The following is a 15,960-nucleotide window of genomic DNA, read 5'->3' as shown; positions in this document are numbered from 1 at the left end:
CGTCAGCCGACGACGCGCCGCAGGTGGGCCGAGACGTGCGGCTGCAGCGGCTGGCCCTCCATCGCCCGCTCCTCCACGTAGGCCAGGTCCCCGTCGTTGACCAGCCCGTACAGGCGCTGCGCGGCGGTGACCTCCTTGGCCGTGGCGGTGCGCATCACGATGTCGGTGCCCAGCTCCCAGGAGGTCTGGGTGCGCGGCCTGCCGTAGAAGATCTCCACGACCCCGGAGGAGTGCGTCAGCAGCACCTCGATGGTGTCGTCGGCCTGCGGGCGCCAGAACCCGGTCTCCCGTGCGGCGGGCCGGATCACCGCCCCGTCCTCGTCCAGCAGCCAGGACCGCGCCTCGTAGTGCACGAACGGGCGTCCGTCGTGCGCGAAGGTGACCTGCTGGCCGAACCGGAACGGGCCGTCGATCGTCGGGTAGACGATCTCGCCCTCCCCGCGCCACACGCCGATCAGCGGCAGCAGGGCCAGGCAGGCGTCGTGCAGGTTCGGGCCCAGCCGCAGGTTCGCCGTGTCCCCGGGGATCGGCAGGTCCTCGAACTGGGGCAGGTTGCGGTCGCGCGTGGACTCGGCGCGGGCCGCCGCGGCCGCGATCGCCGCGTCCCCGGTGCCGCGCACGGGCTGCTGCTCGCCGGGGGAGTCAGCGTGGTGGGAGTCAGTCATCAGCGCTGGTCGGAGTACAGGCGGTACAGCACGTACACCGTGAACCAGACGATGGCCACGCTGACCAGCACCATCAGGGCCGAGAAGAAGAGTTCCACGCCCAGCAGGATATCCGCCCTGGTCGGTGTCGGCGCCCCGGCGTCACCGGTATCACGACGAGGGCCCCGGTGACGTGCTCGTCACCGGGGCCCTCGGGTGTCGCGTGTGGCTCAGGCCACCGAGATCTGCAGCGAGTGCAGGCCGGGGCCCTCCGGGCTCACCACGGTCTCGCCGTTGCCGCTGCGGTGCAGCGCGCGCACGGTCCAGGTGCCCGGGGCGGCGAAGAACCGGAAGTCGCCGCCTTCGGAGGAGACGACCTCGGCGGTGAACTCCCCGGAGGAGTCCAGCAGCCGCACGTAGGCGCCGCCGACGGGCTCGCCGCCGGAGAGCACGGTACCGGTCAGCACGACCTCACGACCCGCGTCCACGTTCGCGGGCAGCGTGGCGGTCTGCGCGGGGGCTCCGCATCCAGTCATGTCAGTCCTTTCCAGTGCCGAGCTCGACCGGCACGCCGACCAGCGAGCCGTACTCGGTCCACGAACCGTCGTAGTTCTTCACGTCGCCGTGCCCGAGCAGCTCACGCAGCACGAACCAGGTGTGCGAGGAGCGCTCTCCGATGCGGCAGTAGGCGATGGTGGACTTGGACCCGTCCAGGCCCGCGTCCCCGTAGATCTGGGTCAGCTCCTCGTTGGAGCGGAAGGTGCCGTCCTCGTTGGCCGCCTTGCTCCACGGCACGTTGATCGCGCTGGGGATGTGGCCGGGCCGCTGGGCCTGCTCCTGCGGCAGGTGCGCCGGGGCGAGCAGCTTGCCGCTGAACTCGTCGGGGGAGCGCACGTCCACCAGGTTCTTGGTGTTGATCGCGTCGACCACCTCGTCGCGGAAGGCCCTGATGCTCAGGTCCTGCTCCTGCGCGGTGTAGGTGGTGGCCTCGCGCTCGTCCACGTCCTTGGTCAGCGGGCGCCCGTCGAGCTCCCACTTCTTGCGGCCGCCGTCGAGCAGCTGCACGTCCTGGTGGCCGTACAGCTTGAAGTACCAGTACGCGTATGCGGCGAACCAGTTGTTGTTGCCGCCGTAGAGCACGACCCGGTCCGAGTTGGCGATGCCCTTGGCGGACAGCAGCTTCTCGAAGCCCGCGCGGTCCACGAAGTCGCGGCGGACCTGGTCCTGCAGCTCGGTCTTCCAGTCGACGCGCACCGCGCCGGGGATGTGCCCGCCCTCGTAGGCGCTGGTGTCCTCGTCCACCTCCACGAACACCACACCGGGCGTGGTGAGGTTCTGCTCGGCCCACTCGGCCGACACCAGCACGTTGTCGCGACTCATTCCAGCGGCTCCCGTTCCCGTATCTCTCTGTCTACAGTGGACTTCTACTTGCCGGCGGCAGGCGCGAACCGGCGGATGAGCAGGTAGACCTCGCAGCCGAGGCAGAACCCGAACGCGGCGTTGAGGAAGGCGGCGACCAGCGCGAGCGCGGTGGCCACGATGCCGAGCACGGGCAGCCCCGCGAGGTAGCCGAGGGTGCCGACCAGTGCGAAGACGAAGCCGACGCCCTGCGCGAACTGCGGCGGGGCCGCGTCCTCGCGCTCAGCGGTCGGCTTCAGGCGCGGCGCGACCAGGCGCCGGTAGAGCAGCCCGTACGGGGCGTGCTGCAGACCGAGGAACGCGCCGATCGCGAACACGAGGGTCTGCAGTGCCAGCAACGGCCACCAGCCGGTGACCAGGGTGACTGCCAGCACCACCGTGGTGATCCAGGCGCCGAAGCGCGGACCTCGGGGGTCGATCTGGGTAGTGGACATCTGCGACCTCCTGACCTGGGACCTTGCACACAAGGGAGTCCAGCTCGCAGGCGGTGCGGAGGCGTTGGCCGAGGGAACTCGGGCCGACCTCGGGCTACCGCCCGGTCAGGTGGTCCGACACAGGCTGCTGTCCACGCGGCAGAGGTCCACCGCGCGTCGCTTGGTCAGCAGCTTGTTCACGCTGGCGAGGGTACCTGCTGCTCCCTCCACCTGGGAGGGTCGTCCACCTGATGGGACGAACGGCGCGGCAGTGGTCTGCACCGTTCAAGCAGGTAGATGTGGGCGCAACGCCTCGGCCAGGACCTCGCGCTTGGGCACCCCGCCGACCCGCAGCAACTCCGCCCCGTCGGCGCCCAGCGCCAGGGTGGTCGGCGTGCGCAGCACCTTCAGCTGGGCGGCCACCTCGGGCAGGTCGGTCAGGTCCAGCTCGCGGTGGCGCAGGCCCTCGGTGCGCTCGGCCAGGTCGGCCAGCAGCACCCGGGTGTGCCGGCACGGGGCGCAGAACGTGGTCGACAGCTGCACCAGGGTGACCGCCGACCCGGGGTCGATCAGCTCGCGGACCTGCGCGGGCAGGGCGGCCAGCGCGGTGCCGGTCCTGACCCGGCCCTCGCGTGCGCGCAGGGCGAACCCCAGCACCACGGACACGGCCAGCACGCCGACCAGCACCCAGACCCCGGTCATCCCAACCCGCTCCTCCCGCTGCCCAGCTGCACGTTGGTGGCCCGGCCGGTCACGATGAACACGTTGTTCTCCACCGTCACCCTGGTCGGCGTCACCGTGAAGGGCAGCGCCTTGCCCAGGTCCAGCTGCTTGGACAGGGCGCCGGTCACCTGCTGCTGGAGGATCTCCGGCAGCTTCAACGACGCGACCCCGTCCGCCAATTCCAGCTTGGTCGGCTGGACCTGGATCGTCGTGCCGTTGAGCGTGAGCACCCCGTACATGCTGACCTTGACCTGCTTGCCCGCGAAGTTGACGAAGAAGGCCATCTTCACGCCGGTGGTGGTCTGGTTGGGGGTGGGCGTGGGCTTCTCCCCGGCCTGCGCGCCCGGCTCGGCCCCCGGGTCGACCAGGGTGTCCGCCGGGGTGGGCACGATCGTCAGGTTGGAGATGTTGAGCACCTGGCCGACCTCGGTGGAGTTGAAGGCCCGGTTCACGTCCGCCGCGCTGATCCGCACCGAACCCTCCACCCGGTCGATGACCACCGAGTGCGCCGAGCCGGAGACCAGTTCGGACAACGGCACCTTCACGTCGTAGAGGTGCGCGCTGACCTGGAGGTCGCGCATGGTGCCGATGGGGATGCCGCTGGCGCCCACCTCGATGTCCTCGTAGTCCCCGCGCATCGCCTGGAGCACGAAGGGGAAGCCGTGGATGGTCACCGAGGGGTCGTCGGCCAGGGTCAGCTCGGCGCGCATCTTCTTGGACACCTGGTACTCACCGATCGCGGCGAACACGAAGTCGGTCGCCACCAGCAGGCCGACCAACACGATCGCCACGGCGACCGTGATGCGCAGTCCCCGTCGACGCTTGGGCTTGGTGGTGGTCATGCCGCCAGGATGCCCGATCCGGCCACGGGCCCGCACCGCCCCCGCCGATCTGACCCGGGGTGACCGCACGAGTCGGTCCGGTAAACCGGGTGCGGCCCGGACCACGGCGGTGAGGTTCCGGTGCCCTGGCCGTCATGTTCGGCTGGACAGCAGGTGAACGGCCCGCGAACGGCGGTGAGATGAGAGCCAGACCACTGAACACGGCACTTTCCGCGGCGTCCGTGTTAATTCGTGTGACGCTGACGTTTCCGTCGGGGCCATCGCAGGTCACCGGGGGTATCGTCACCGACATCCGCAGGCAACGGGGCCGGGCCGCAGCGCACGAGTGCGCACATCTCCCCTGTCCGTGGCCTGGCCGCGGCGCGAGAGGAGGCGGCACGGCCCATGGGTGTTGATCTGCTGCTGTTGACGGCTGATCCCGATCCGACGTCGGTGCTGCCGGCGCTGTCCCTGCTCCCGCACGCCGTGCGCCCGCTGGCGCCGGAGGTGTCGGCGCTGCTGGAGGCCGGTCCGCACGACGCGGTGCTGGTCGACGCGCGCGGCGACCTGGCCGGTGCCCGCTCCCTGTGCAGGCTGCTCGCCAGCAGCGGGGGCGAGGTCCCAGTGGTCGCCATCGTCACCGAGGGTGGGCTGGTCGCGGTCACCGCCGAGTGGGGCGTGGACGAGATCCTGCTGCCCACCGCCGGCCCCGCCGAGGTGGACGCCCGGCTGCGGCTGGTCAGCTCGCGCCGCGGCACCGACCAGCGCGGCAACGGCGGTGCGCTCCAGCTCGGCGAGCTGGTCATCGACGAGGCCACCTACACCGCCCGCCTGCGCGGCCGCCCGCTCGAACTGACCTACAAGGAGTTCGAGCTGCTCAAGTACCTCGCCCAGCACGCGGGCCGCGTGTTCACCCGCGCCCAGCTGCTCCAGGAGGTGTGGGGCTACGACTTCTTCGGCGGCACCCGCACCGTGGACGTGCACGTGCGGCGGCTGCGCGCCAAGCTCGGCCCCGAGCACGAGCTGATGATCGGCACCGTGCGCAACGTCGGCTACAAGTTCGTGCGCCCGGCCCGCCCCGGCGCCCGCCGCTCCGAGCTGGGCCAGGACGCCCCCGAGTCCACCGACACCACCGACGCCGACGCCTTCGTCCGCGAGATGGCCAAGCACTTCCGCTAACCCGGTTCGCTGTGCCATGAAAGTGCCGTTCCTGGCGTTCAACGCCAGGAACGGCACTTTCATGGCATCTGAGGCGCTGCGGAATGGATCGGGGGGCCGCTAGCGTCGTGACTGTGGTGGACATGCGGTGGCAGGACGAGCGGCTGACGGCGCTGGACGTGGACGAGGTCTTCGGGGTGTTCGAGGCAGCCCGGCTGGCCGACGGCAGAGAGGGAGCGGGCGGTCTGCCCTCCTTCCTGACCGGCCCCGGCCCGCACCTGGTGGCGACCGAGTCCGGACGCACCGTGGGCTACCTGCACCTGGACACCGCGGGCGACTCCTTCGGCAACCAGGTGGCGGAGCTGGTGGTGCACCCGGCCGCACGGCAGCGCGGGCTCGGCTCGGCCATGGTGCGGGCCCTGCTCGACCGGGTCGGTGACGCCAAGCTGCGGGTCTGGGCGCACGGCGACCATCCGGGTGCCGCCGCGCTGGCGGCCAGCCACGGCTTCGAGCGGGTGCGCGAGCTGCTGCGGATGCGCTGGGAGGTCGGCCAGCTGCCCGAACCGGTCTGGCGGCCCGGGGTGACCGTGCGCACCTTCGTGCCCGGGGCGGACGAGGCCGCGGTGATCGAGGTCAACCGGCGCGCGTTCTCCTGGCACCCCGAGCAGGGCGCGCTGACCGTGGCCGACCTGGAGCGCACCGAGGCCGAGCCCTGGTTCGACCCGGCGGGCTTCTTCCTCGCGGTGGACGCCGAGGACAGGGTGCTCGGCTTCCACTGGACGAAGGTGCACCGCGAGCGCGAGCCGCTCGGCGAGGTCTACGTGGTCGGGGTGGACCCCGACGCGCAGGGCGGGGGCCTGGGCAAGGCGCTCACCCTGGTCGGCCTGCACCACCTGCGCGAGGCCGGGCTGCGCCGGGTGATGCTCTACGTTGAGTCCGACAACACCCCCGCGGTGGCGGTGTACACGAAGCTCGGTTTCGGTTTGTGGGACGCGGACGTGCAGTACGCTCGATAGCGAGCGTTACGCTGCGCAGCGTCACGATCCGTCATCTAGATGGCCAAGCAAAGGCTACGAACATCACTCTGACGGGGTATTCGTCGTCACTTCGTGTGTCTTGTTCACCTCCCGTTCATCTCCATACGGCCGCCTGTCCACCCTCCTTGCCTACTGTCTGCAATCGAGCGGCGAGCCCCGCCGTGCAAGCAGTCGAGTCTCCAAACGGAGGATCCGGTGAAGATGAAGCGGCACGGCGCTGCGCTCGGCATCGTGGCGGCAGGTGCTCTCCTGCTCACCGCCTGCGGTAGCGACAACAACACCCAGTCAGGCGGTTCCACGGGCGGCTCGACGACCACGGCCGCGGGCGCCAAGCCGGACTGCGGCGGCAAGAAGTCGCTGAAGTCCAGCGGCTCCACCGCCCAGGCCAACGCGATGAGCCGCTTCGTCTCGAAGTACAACGCCGAGTGCGACGGCTACAACCTGGACTACACCGGCAACGGCTCCGGCGCGGGCATCAACGAGTTCCTCGCCAAGCAGACCGACTTCGCCGGTTCCGACTCGGCCCTGTCGGCCAGCAAGGGCGAGGTCGACAAGGCCAAGACCCGCTGCGACGGCAACCCGGCCTGGAACCTGCCCACGGTGTTCGGCCCCATCGCCATCACCTACAACATCCCCGGCGTCAGCGAGCTGGCCCTGGACGGCCCGACCCTGGCCAAGATCTTCAGCGGCCAGATCACCAACTGGAACGACGCCGCGATCAAGAAGCTGAACCCCAGCGCCTCGCTGCCGGACCTGAAGATCGCCGTGGTCTACCGCTCCGACGAGTCGGGCACCACGGACAACTTCCAGCAGTACCTGACCGCGGCCGGCGGCGGCGCGTGGACCAAGGGTGCTGGCAAGGTCTTCGCCGGTGGCGTGGGTTCCGGTGGCAGCAAGAACGACGGCGTGGCCACCATCCTCAAGCAGACCTCGGGCGGCATCGCCTACGTCGAGTGGTCCTTCGCACTCAACTCGAAGCTGGCCACCGCGAGCATCGCCACCACCGAGGGCGGCACCCCGGTGAAGGTCAGCGCGGAGACCGTGGGCAAGGCCATCGACGCGGCCAAGTTCAAGAACGAGTCCGGCAACGACCTGGCCCTGGACCTGAGCTCCATCCACGGCTCCAAGGTCGCCGGCGCCTACCCGATCGTGCTGGCCACCTACGAGGTCGTCTGCTCCAAGTACAGCGACGCCGACACCGGCAAGGCCGTCAAGGCGTTCCTGACGGTGGCGATCAACGACGGGCAGACCGGCCTGGACGCCAACGGCTACGTGCCGCTGCCCAGCAAGCTGAAGGACAAGCTGTCGGCTGCGGTCAAGGCCATCAGCTGACCCGCTGACACCGATGAGCGAGCTTGCGAGCGAATCAATGGGCACAGTGACAGTGCCCGCGCGAAGCGCTGCGCCGAGCGTCAGCGAGGCGCGGCGTTGAGCGACGACCCTCGAGCGACGGCGACCCGCCCTGCTCGTCCAGGAAACCTGGACGAGCAGGGCGGTAGCCGCATGATTGGTGCCATGACCGAGGACAGTGGTCAATCGGGAGGCCGGGCGGGCGTTCGCCGCCCCGGTGACTCCATCTTCCGCGCGCTCACCACGGGATCCGGCCTCGCGATCGTCATCGCGATCGGCCTGATCGGGATCTTCCTGCTGATCAAGGCAGTGCCTTCGCTCGTTGCCGACAAGGCCAACTTCCTGTTCAGCCCCGACTTCATCACCACCGACCCGACCAACCTGAAGTTCGGCATCCGCGACCTGTTCGTGGTCACCGTGCTCAGCTCCCTGGTGGCGCTGGTCATCGCCATGCCCATCGCCCTGGGTATCGCCCTGTTCCTGACCCATTACGCCCCTGCTCGCCTGAGCAGACCCTTCGCCTACATCGTCGACCTGCTCGCGGCGGTGCCCTCCATCGTGTTCGGCCTCTGGGGCGCCCAGGTGCTCGGCCCGACACTGGAACCCTTCGAGACCTGGCTGAACAAGGTCTTCGGCTGGTTCCCGCTGTTCGCCAACGGCAACATCCCGCTCGCCGGTGCGGGCACGATCTTCACCGTCGGCGTGGTGCTGGCCGTCATGCTGCTGCCGATCATCACCTCGGTCACCAGGGAGGTGTTCCGGCAGACCCCGGTCATGCAGATCGAGGGTGCGCTGGCCCTGGGCGCCACCAAGTGGGAGATGCTCCGCACCACCGTGCTGCCCTTCGGCCGCAGCGGCTACATCGCGGCCTCGATGCTCGGCCTTGGCCGCGCGCTCGGTGAGACCGTGGCCGTGCTGATCATCCTGCACGCCTCCCCCAAGCCGTCCGGGTTCAGCCTGTTCGACGGCGGCTACACGTTCGCCTCCAAGATCGCCTCGGCGGCCTCGGAGTTCAGCCAGCCGCTGCCGACCGGTGCCTACATCGCCGCCGGCCTCGTGCTGTTCGTGCTGACGTTCATCGTCAACGCGGCCGCCCGCTCGGTGGCAGGCGGGAAGGTGCACAAGTGACCACCACCGAGTCCACGCTGGACCGGCCGGCCAGCCCGCCGGCCTTCCAGCCCGTCAGCGGGGCCCGCAAGACCAAGAACCTGGTGGCGACCGTCCTGGTCGGCCTGGCCTTCCTGGTCGCGGTCGTGCCGCTGGTGTGGCTGCTGATCACGGTTGTCGCCAAGGGCTTCACGGCGCTGCTCAGCGCCGACTGGTGGACCCACTCGCTCAAGGGCGTGCTGCCCGAGGAGTTCACCGGCGGCGTCTACCACGCGATCATCGGCACCCTGTTGCAGACGCTGGTCTGCGCGCTCATCGCGGTGCCGGTGGGCGTGCTCGCCGCGATCTACCTGGTCGAGTACGGCCGTGGCAGGCTGGCCAGGACGACCACGTTCATGGTGGACATCCTCTCCGGTGTGCCCTCGATCGTGGCCGCGCTGTTCGTGTTCGCGCTGTGGATCGGCACCTTCGGCCTCGGCCAGAGCGCGTTCGCCGTGTCACTGTCCCTGGTGCTGCTGATGCTGCCGGTCGTGGTCCGCTCCACCGAGGAGATGCTGCGCCTGGTGCCCCAGGAGCTGCGCGAGGCCAGCTACGCGCTGGGTGTGCCCAAGTGGAAGACCATCGTCAAGATCGTGCTGCCGACCGCGCTGTCCGGCGTGGTCACCGGCGTGATGCTGGCGATGGCCCGCGTGATGGGTGAGACGGCCCCGGTGCTGGTGCTGGTCGGCTACTCGAAGTCGATCAACTTCAACATCTTCGACGGCAACATGACCTCGCTGCCGCTGTTGATCTACACCGAGCTGACCAACCCGCTGCCCGCAGGTCAGCTGCGGGTCTGGGGCGCCGCGCTGACCCTGATCATCCTGATCATGCTGTTCAACCTCGTGGCCACCGTCGTTTCGCGGTTCTCGGCCATCAAGACGAAGTGAGCTAACGCCATGGCCAAGCGCATCGACGTCAAGGACCTCAACATCTTCTACGGCAAGTTCCACGCCGTGGACGGGGTCACGCTGGCGGTGCCGCCGCGCAGCGTGACCGCCTTCATCGGACCGTCGGGTTGCGGCAAGTCCACCGTGCTGCGCTCGCTCAACCGCATGCACGAGGTGACCCCCGGCGCCCGCGTCGAGGGCAAGGTGCTGCTCGACGGCGAGGACATCTACGCCTCCTCCGTGGACCCGGTGGAGGTCCGCAGGACCATCGGCATGGTGTTCCAGCGGCCCAACCCGTTCCCCACGATGTCCATCCGGGACAACGTGGTCGCCGGGCTGAAGCTGGCCGGGGTGAGCAACCGCAAGCAGCTCAACGAGGTGGCCGAGCGCTCGCTGCGCGGGGCCAACCTGTGGGCCGAGGTCAAGGACCGCCTCGACAAGCCCGGCGGCAGCCTCTCCGGCGGTCAGCAACAGCGACTGTGCATCGCCCGTGCCATCGCCGTGCAGCCCGACGTGCTGCTGATGGACGAGCCCTGCTCGGCCCTGGACCCGATCTCCACGCTGGCCATCGAGGACCTGATCGGCGAGCTGAAGAAGGACTTCACGATCGTCATCGTCACCCACAACATGCAGCAGGCCGCGCGGGTGAGCGACCAGACGGCGTTCTTCAACCTCGCCGGGGTCGGCCAGCCGGGCAAGCTGGTCGAGATCGACGACACCGAGAAGATCTTCTCCAACCCCAACCAGCAGGCCACCGAGGACTACATCTCCGGCCGCTTCGGCTGATCAGCAGGACAACGACGGAGGCTGCCCGCTCACCCGAGCAGGCAGCCTTTCTCGTGCGCCCAGCAGCACGATCCGTTGCCGCACGGGCACTCCGGTGAGCGGGTGGTCCAGCCGCTCACGGACGAGCTCGTGGTTCGGCTCGCCAGCCCAGTCCAGGTAGCACGCCTCCGGAGTCGCGATCACCAGTGGCTGCACCGGGAACAGGCAGATCCGCCGCAGCAGCGCGCTGGCCGTCGCGGGTGAGGTGCGGCCACAACCCCGGTGCGCCAACGCATCCAGTTCGGCCGGGGTCGGCGGGTCCGCGTCGTTGCCGGTCCACCTGCCCTCGCTGGCGAACTGCCAGGAGGTGTAGGAGACGTTCGCCAGGTGCACGGAAGCCCCGGGCACGTGCAACTCGACGTGCCTGCGGTACATCCTGGCCCGCAGGCACGGGTAGCCGTCCAGGCCGTCCTCGGTCTCCAACGGCAGCAACTCCTGGACCAGCGGGCGCAGCGCCTGCGGGGCCAGGTGCAGCACGAGCTGATCGGGCAGCGGCCTGGACATCCGGAAAACCTTGTCCGTCAAGGGATTCGCGGCCAGGTGCACCGCCCTGCTTGCCGCACGCAGCACTGCGGCCTCCAGCTCCTGCTGGTCCACAGTGGACGCATCGGGCAGGATCGCCCGCCGGATGTGTTCGGGCAGCGGCCCATCGCCGTCGAGGGCGTCGAGCACCTGGGCGCGGTCCTCCCTGGTGAGCAGCGTGGTGCCGTGGCAGATCGCGGGCAGCACGGCCGAATCGGTCTCCCCGGTGTACTGGCTGCGCAGGTCGGCGAGCCTGCGGATCAGCGAGGTGCTGTTCGGCATGATCACCCCTTTCGAGTGAACTTCGTTCGGTAGCACCAGCTAACCGCCACTCGTCTCGCGCGGGCAGTCCCGCTGCACGCGCTGTGCGGCCTGTTCCCGGTGCGGGGGTCCCACTTGCCTCCCACTTCGCGCGGCGGTCTTCCCCGACCCCGAGTTCCGGGAGCACCATCGGTCCATGGCCAACGACGCACTGCTCGCCGACGCCGAGCTGAGCAACGTCGCGCTGGCGCGTTCGGTGGTGGCGGCCGGTGCGCGCGAGGGCATCCACCTCGGCACCACCGCCACCACCGTGGCCCGGATGCTGACCGGCGCGCAGCCGCGCTGGCCGGTGACCAGGCTGGTGGCCGCCGTGCTGAGCAAGCGCCTGGGCTACTCCATCGGAGTGAGCGACTGCGGCTTCACGGACCGGTCGGAGCCGGACACGACCGATTACTTCGAGTGCTCCCGGACCGTTGGTGGCACGATCGGACTCGTGGCTGAACTCTCGGGCAAGGACATGGCGCGGCGCAACTTCCTCATGGGCTCCGCGTTCACCGCTGCCGCGTTCGCTCAACCAGCACTGATGGCCCTGACCGTGCCACCCGTGGCCAGTGCCGCGTCCACTGGCGGAGGGCGGATCACCGCCTCCGAGGTGCAGGTGGCCCTGGAGACGGTGCGGCACTATGAGGGCCAGCACCGCCGATACGGCGGGGCTGCGGTGCACCAGCAGCTCGTCCAGTTCCTGAACGCACAGGCCGTGCGCGCCCAGGAGGCCAGCTACACCGAAGCTGTTGGCCGCCAATTGCTCTCAGCGTTGTCGCAGGGCACCGTCCTGGCTGCGCTGACCGCTGTCGAATGCGGCCGTCACGCCCTCGCACAGCGCTACTACACGCAGGCGCTCAACCTCGCCATGCACGCAGCCGATCGGCCGTTCGCGGCCAACGTGCTCTCGGAGATGAGCCGCGTCGCGATCGACATCGCCCACGCCTCGGGTAGTGAGGCCGACACGATCCACAACGGTCAGCACGCCGCAGCGCTGGCACGGTCCGCGCTGGAGGTGGCCGGCCCCACGGCGACCCCAGCGCTGATCAGCTACCTGCACGCGATCGAGGCCCGTGGCTTTGCCGCGCTCGGGGATGCCCGTGCCACCTCCGAGGCCGTCGCCAACGCCCAGCGGGCCTTCGACAGGGTGCACGGCGAGGAACCGGAGTGGTTCAGTTTCTACGGCGAGGCGGACATCAGGTCCGACATCGGCCAGTGCCTGCGCGACACCGGTCGTCCGAACCAGGGCGTTGCCCTGTTGGAGCGCTCACTGACCGCGCTGCCCGCAGGCAGGGTCACCGCCCGCGCGAAGACCAAGGTGCACATCGCCGCCGCCTACCTCGAACTGCGCGAGTTCGAGCAGGCCGCGAAGGTCGCCGACGAGGCCGTGGCCGAGATCGGATCCCTTGCCTCCCAACGCAGCCGTGACCGCGTGCGCGCTCTCCAACACCGGGTTCGCCGTCACGGCAAGGAGAACCGGCTCACCGAGCTGGACCGCAAGCTCACCGAGTTCCTCGCCGACAAGCACTGAGCCCCCGGCCGGGTGGCCGGGGGCTCAAGGCGTTGTGCCGCCTCAGAGGTCGGTCGCGTCCGAGCTGTAGCCGGGCATCTTGCCGGTGACCACGAAGACCGTGCGCTTGGCCACGGACACGGCGTGGTCGCCGAAGCGTTCGTAGAACCGGCCCAGCAGGGTGATGTCCACCGCGGCGGGCACGCCGTGCTCCCAGTCCTTGGCCATGATCACCGAGAACAGGTGCCGGTGCAGGTCGTCCATGGCGTCGTCCTCGTCGTCGAGGACACGGGCCAGGTCGATGTCCTGGGTGCGGATCACCTGCTCGGCCTTGCGGGCCAGGTCGACGGCGATCCGGCCCATCTCGGCGAAGTAGCCGCGGACCGCCTCGGGCAGCACCGGCTGCGGGTGCCTGCGCCGCGCGGCCTTGGCCACGTGCAGGGCCAGGTCGCCCATCCGCTCGATGCTCTCCGCGGCGTGGATCACCGACAGCACGGTGCGCAGATCGGTGGCCACCGGCGCCTGAAGCGCCAGCAGGGAGTAGGCGTCCTCCTCGGTGCGAGCCCGCGCGTCGTCGATCTTCGCGTCATCGCTGATCACGCGTTCGGCCACCGCGAGATCGGTGTCCAGCAACGCCTTGGTGGCCAGCTCCATAGCGTCGCCGACCATCCCGCACATGCTCGCCAGCTGCTCCGCGAGCTCGCCGAGCTGGTCATGGTATGCCTCGCGCATGACGACACCCTACGGGTAGCTGGTCGCGGAACCTGCATCGCAGGATGAACCGGGCATGAACCCGGGGTGACCAACCGGGGCCGGTAATCGCATGATCACTGGCAGGAGGCGTCGGCACCGCTCACGGTGGACACGGCGGCGGCCTGCGGCTGCCCGAGGCTCTGCGGGGTGGTGCCCTCCTTGGGTGCCACCACGCTGCCGTTGAACTCGGGACCGATCACCAGCGCCAGCGCACCCGCCATGGACGGGTCCAGCTGAACCTTCGCACTGGGCACCGCGGCGGCCAGCGTGCGCGCCTGCGCCTCGCGGCCCGCCGAGTACCTGATCACAGTCTGGTCCACCTTGTCCGGGGAGGCGTCCACCCACACCGGCTGGAAGCCCTGCTGCTTGAGCGCGTCCGCCGTGTTGGAGGCGATCTTCGCCTTGGTGTTGCCCCCGTTGAGGACCTGGATCTTCATCGTCTTCGGGTCCACCAGCGGGCCACTGCCCAGCTGGGTGGCCGAGGTCGCGCCGTCGGGCAGCGGGTCCCCGTTGATCACCGCGGTGAACAGGGCCTTGGTCGCGGCCGATGCGGCCGAGGCGGGCGCGCTGGTGAACAGCACCTGTTCCGGGGACACGCCCTGTAGGGACTGGCCCAGCGTCAGCAACTGGTCCACGCCCACGTTCTCCCCGCTGGCCGACCGGGTCACGCTGGAGATCACGTTGTTCAGCTTGGTCGGGTCCAGCAGCACCTGGTTGTGCAGTGCCGTGCGCAGCAGCGCGGCCATGAACCGCTGCTGGCGCTGGATCTGCCCAGCCTCGGGCGAGGCGTCCCCGGCGACGTTGCGGGCCTTCACGAACTTGACGGCCACGTCCCCGGTCACGCCCTGGGGCCCCGCCTTGGGCAGCAGTGGACCCAGCACCCCGTCGGTGACCGGCGCCTTGGCGCACAGCTCCACCGAGCCGATGGCGTCCACCATGTTCTTGAAGCCCTCGGAGTCCAGGGTCATGAAGTGGTTGACCAGCAGCCCGGACTCCTGCTGCACCAGCTTGGTCACGCACTGCGGACCGGCCGCGGCGTAGGCGGCGGCGAGCTTGCCCGAACCGCACGCGGGATCAGGGACTTCCGTGCTGCCCGGAATCGACACGAAGACAATCCGCTTGCGGTTCGCGGGCACGTGCGCGACCAGCACCGTGTCCGAACCGACCAGCAGGAAGTTGTCGTCCCCGTGCTGCTTGTCCGCGGCGACGATCGCCGACGAACCGGTGTCCAGCGCGTCGACCGGCTTGATCTGGCCGTCCCAGTGCTTGATCGCACCCCAGGCGATGCCGCAGGCGATCAGCACGATGGCCGCCGCCACGATCGCCGCGATCTTGATCGCCAGGCCGATCATGCGGCGCTTGTGCCGCCTGCGCTCGATCTCCTCGGGCTCGAGGTCGAACTCCGGGTCCTCCTCCTGGTCCACCGGCTCCGGTGGGGCCTCGGGCGGTCCCTGCTCGGTGTCGATCCACGGCATGTACTTCTTCTGCCGGGTCTTGCGCTGACGCTCCTCGGCGGCCATCTCGTCGTGCACCGCCGAGAACCTGGCCAGGGTCTGGTCCACCTTGCGCCTGCGCTGGACCTCCTCGCCGATCGGCTCCATCTCGGTGGTCAGCGCGGCGGGCTCGATCTCGTGCCTGCGCTCGGGGCGCGGCGCGGCCTCCTGCTCCGGCGCGTCCTGCTCGAGGCCCGGCTGCTCCACGTCCTCGCCCTGCGGGGTGGGCTGCTCGGTCTCGGCGGCCAGGCGCATCCGCACGCTGTCGGGCACCGGCCTTGGCGGCACCGGTGGGCGGCCGTTGGGCACCGGTCGTGAGCCGGTGGCTTCGCCTGGCCTGGGGGCGGGCCTGCGGATACTTGCCTCGCCGGGGCGTGGCGGCATGGCCCGGCGGCCAGTGCTCTCACCAGGCGGCTGCGGGCGGCCGTTGGGCACGGGGCGCGAGCCGGTGGCCTCACCCGGGGGCGGCATGGGGGGACGGGCGTTGGGCGCAGCGGCGGCCTCGCGCCTGGCCCGGCGGCCGGTGGGCTGCGGGTTGACCGGGGGTAACGGCCGCTGGCCGGTGGGCGGCGCGGGACGCTGCGCCCTCGGCGAGGCCACGGGCTGCTGCGGTGCGGCCGGGGGTGGTTGCGGGGCCCGGCGCTGCGGTGCGGCCTCGGGCGGGGCCTGCGAGACCGGCGGCTGCGCCACGGGGGGCTGTGGCGCGGGAGGAACCGGTCGCGGCAGGTTCGGGCGCGAGCCCGTGTGCCGTTGGACCAGGTCGGAGACGCTCAGTCCCCCGGACGCCTCCATCGACCGGCGACGGCGGCCCGTGGGGCGGTCCCCACCCTGCCGCTCGCGGTCGTAGTCGGGGGCTTCTGCGGGACCCTCGGGGCCGCTACCGCCACGGCGGTGGTTGTCGGGCACCCGTACTCCCTTCCTCACCCTCGGCTCCTACGGCACGTTCATCACGA

At 70.1% G+C, this 15,960-nt stretch carries 17 protein-coding genes; 7 read left to right on the top strand and 10 right to left on the bottom strand.

The genetic code is table 11. The annotated features are described in order from the left end of the window. Nucleotides 1–2: 2 nt before the first annotated feature. The 7 genes from KALB_RS41895 to KALB_RS41870 form a co-directional block, all read right to left on the bottom strand. Nucleotides 3–665, bottom strand: coding sequence for a heme-binding beta-barrel domain-containing protein (locus tag KALB_RS41895; RefSeq protein ID WP_025361660.1), 663 nt, complete (start codon nucleotides 663–665; stop codon nucleotides 3–5). Between the two features lie 209 nt (nucleotides 666–874). Beyond that, nucleotides 875–1,180, bottom strand: a complete 306-nt coding sequence (locus tag KALB_RS41890; RefSeq protein WP_025361659.1) for a DUF1416 domain-containing protein — start codon at nucleotides 1,178–1,180, stop codon at nucleotides 875–877. Nucleotide 1,181: 1 nt separating this feature from the next. Then, nucleotides 1,182–2,024 carry a sulfurtransferase gene (locus KALB_RS41885; protein ID WP_025361658.1) on the bottom strand — a complete coding sequence of 281 codons (843 nt, stop codon included), beginning with the start codon at nucleotides 2,022–2,024 and terminating at the stop codon, nucleotides 1,182–1,184. A gap of 44 nt (nucleotides 2,025–2,068) precedes the next feature. Further along, nucleotides 2,069–2,497, bottom strand: coding sequence for a DUF4395 domain-containing protein (locus KALB_RS41880; protein WP_025361657.1), 429 nt, complete (start codon nucleotides 2,495–2,497; stop codon nucleotides 2,069–2,071). 105 nt (nucleotides 2,498–2,602) lie between these two features. Further along, nucleotides 2,603–2,677 (bottom strand): putative leader peptide, encoded by a 75-nt coding sequence (locus tag KALB_RS50380; protein WP_420811844.1) that lies wholly within the window; start codon nucleotides 2,675–2,677, stop codon nucleotides 2,603–2,605. An 84-nt stretch (nucleotides 2,678–2,761) separates the two neighbouring features. Then, nucleotides 2,762–3,178: a TlpA family protein disulfide reductase gene (locus KALB_RS41875; protein WP_025361656.1), complete on the bottom strand. Its 417-nt coding sequence runs from the start codon at nucleotides 3,176–3,178 to the stop codon at nucleotides 2,762–2,764. Beyond that, a complete protein-coding gene (locus KALB_RS41870; RefSeq protein WP_025361655.1) occupies nucleotides 3,175–4,041 on the bottom strand; it encodes an LmeA family phospholipid-binding protein in 867 nt (288 codons plus the stop codon). Before KALB_RS41870 ends, KALB_RS41875 begins: the two co-directional genes overlap by 4 nt. 384 nt (nucleotides 4,042–4,425) lie before the next feature. On the opposite strand from KALB_RS41870, the gene KALB_RS41865 reads away from it, so the two are divergent. From KALB_RS41865 to pstB, 6 genes are all read left to right on the top strand, one after another. Next, complete coding sequence (locus tag KALB_RS41865) at nucleotides 4,426–5,199, top strand: winged helix-turn-helix transcriptional regulator (protein WP_025361654.1); 774 nt, start codon at nucleotides 4,426–4,428, stop codon at nucleotides 5,197–5,199. Between the two features lie 122 nt (nucleotides 5,200–5,321). Then, nucleotides 5,322–6,194: a mycothiol synthase gene (mshD, locus tag KALB_RS41860; protein WP_030111400.1), complete on the top strand. Its 873-nt coding sequence runs from the start codon at nucleotides 5,322–5,324 to the stop codon at nucleotides 6,192–6,194. A 216-nt stretch (nucleotides 6,195–6,410) separates the two neighbouring features. Further along, nucleotides 6,411–7,547 carry a phosphate ABC transporter substrate-binding protein PstS gene (gene pstS / locus KALB_RS41855; protein WP_025361652.1) on the top strand — a complete coding sequence of 379 codons (1,137 nt, stop codon included), beginning with the start codon at nucleotides 6,411–6,413 and terminating at the stop codon, nucleotides 7,545–7,547. Nucleotides 7,548–7,730: 183 nt separating this feature from the next. Further along, nucleotides 7,731–8,693: a phosphate ABC transporter permease subunit PstC gene (gene pstC / locus KALB_RS41850; RefSeq protein WP_025361651.1), complete on the top strand. Its 963-nt coding sequence runs from the start codon at nucleotides 7,731–7,733 to the stop codon at nucleotides 8,691–8,693. Next, nucleotides 8,690–9,601, top strand: coding sequence for a phosphate ABC transporter permease PstA (gene pstA, locus KALB_RS41845; RefSeq protein ID WP_025361650.1), 912 nt, complete (start codon nucleotides 8,690–8,692; stop codon nucleotides 9,599–9,601). The genes pstC and pstA overlap by 4 nt, the downstream gene beginning before the upstream one ends. Before the next feature lie 9 nt (nucleotides 9,602–9,610). Beyond that, nucleotides 9,611–10,387, top strand: a complete 777-nt coding sequence (gene pstB / locus KALB_RS41840) for a phosphate ABC transporter ATP-binding protein PstB (protein WP_025361649.1) — start codon at nucleotides 9,611–9,613, stop codon at nucleotides 10,385–10,387. On the opposite strand, the gene KALB_RS41835 is transcribed toward pstB, so the two are convergent. Then, nucleotides 10,388–11,230, bottom strand: a complete 843-nt coding sequence (locus KALB_RS41835) for a hypothetical protein (RefSeq protein ID WP_148309869.1) — start codon at nucleotides 11,228–11,230, stop codon at nucleotides 10,388–10,390. Nucleotides 11,231–11,405: 175 nt separating this feature from the next. Between KALB_RS41835 and KALB_RS41830 the strand changes: the two genes are divergently transcribed. Further along, on the top strand, nucleotides 11,406–12,782 hold the full coding sequence (locus tag KALB_RS41830) for an NsdA family TPR-like regulatory protein (RefSeq protein WP_025361647.1): 1,377 nt from the start codon (nucleotides 11,406–11,408) through the stop codon (nucleotides 12,780–12,782). A 42-nt stretch (nucleotides 12,783–12,824) separates the two neighbouring features. On the opposite strand, the gene phoU is transcribed toward KALB_RS41830, so the two are convergent. Together phoU and KALB_RS41820 are read right to left on the bottom strand one after the other, a co-directional pair. Beyond that, nucleotides 12,825–13,493, bottom strand: coding sequence for a phosphate signaling complex protein PhoU (gene phoU / locus KALB_RS41825; protein ID WP_025361646.1), 669 nt, complete (start codon nucleotides 13,491–13,493; stop codon nucleotides 12,825–12,827). Between the two features lie 95 nt (nucleotides 13,494–13,588). Continuing rightward, entirely contained in the window at nucleotides 13,589–15,913 is a 2,325-nt protein-coding gene (locus KALB_RS41820; RefSeq protein WP_158510903.1) for an LCP family protein, read from the bottom strand. Between the last annotated feature and the right edge of the window lie 47 nt (nucleotides 15,914–15,960).

The organism is Kutzneria viridogrisea DSM 43870 (assembly GCF_000525635.1).
GTDB lineage: Bacteria > Actinomycetota > Actinomycetes > Mycobacteriales > Pseudonocardiaceae > Kutzneria > Kutzneria viridogrisea.
The sequence above is the reverse complement of the archived record's forward strand: the minus strand, read 5'-3'. Positions and strand labels throughout refer to the sequence as shown.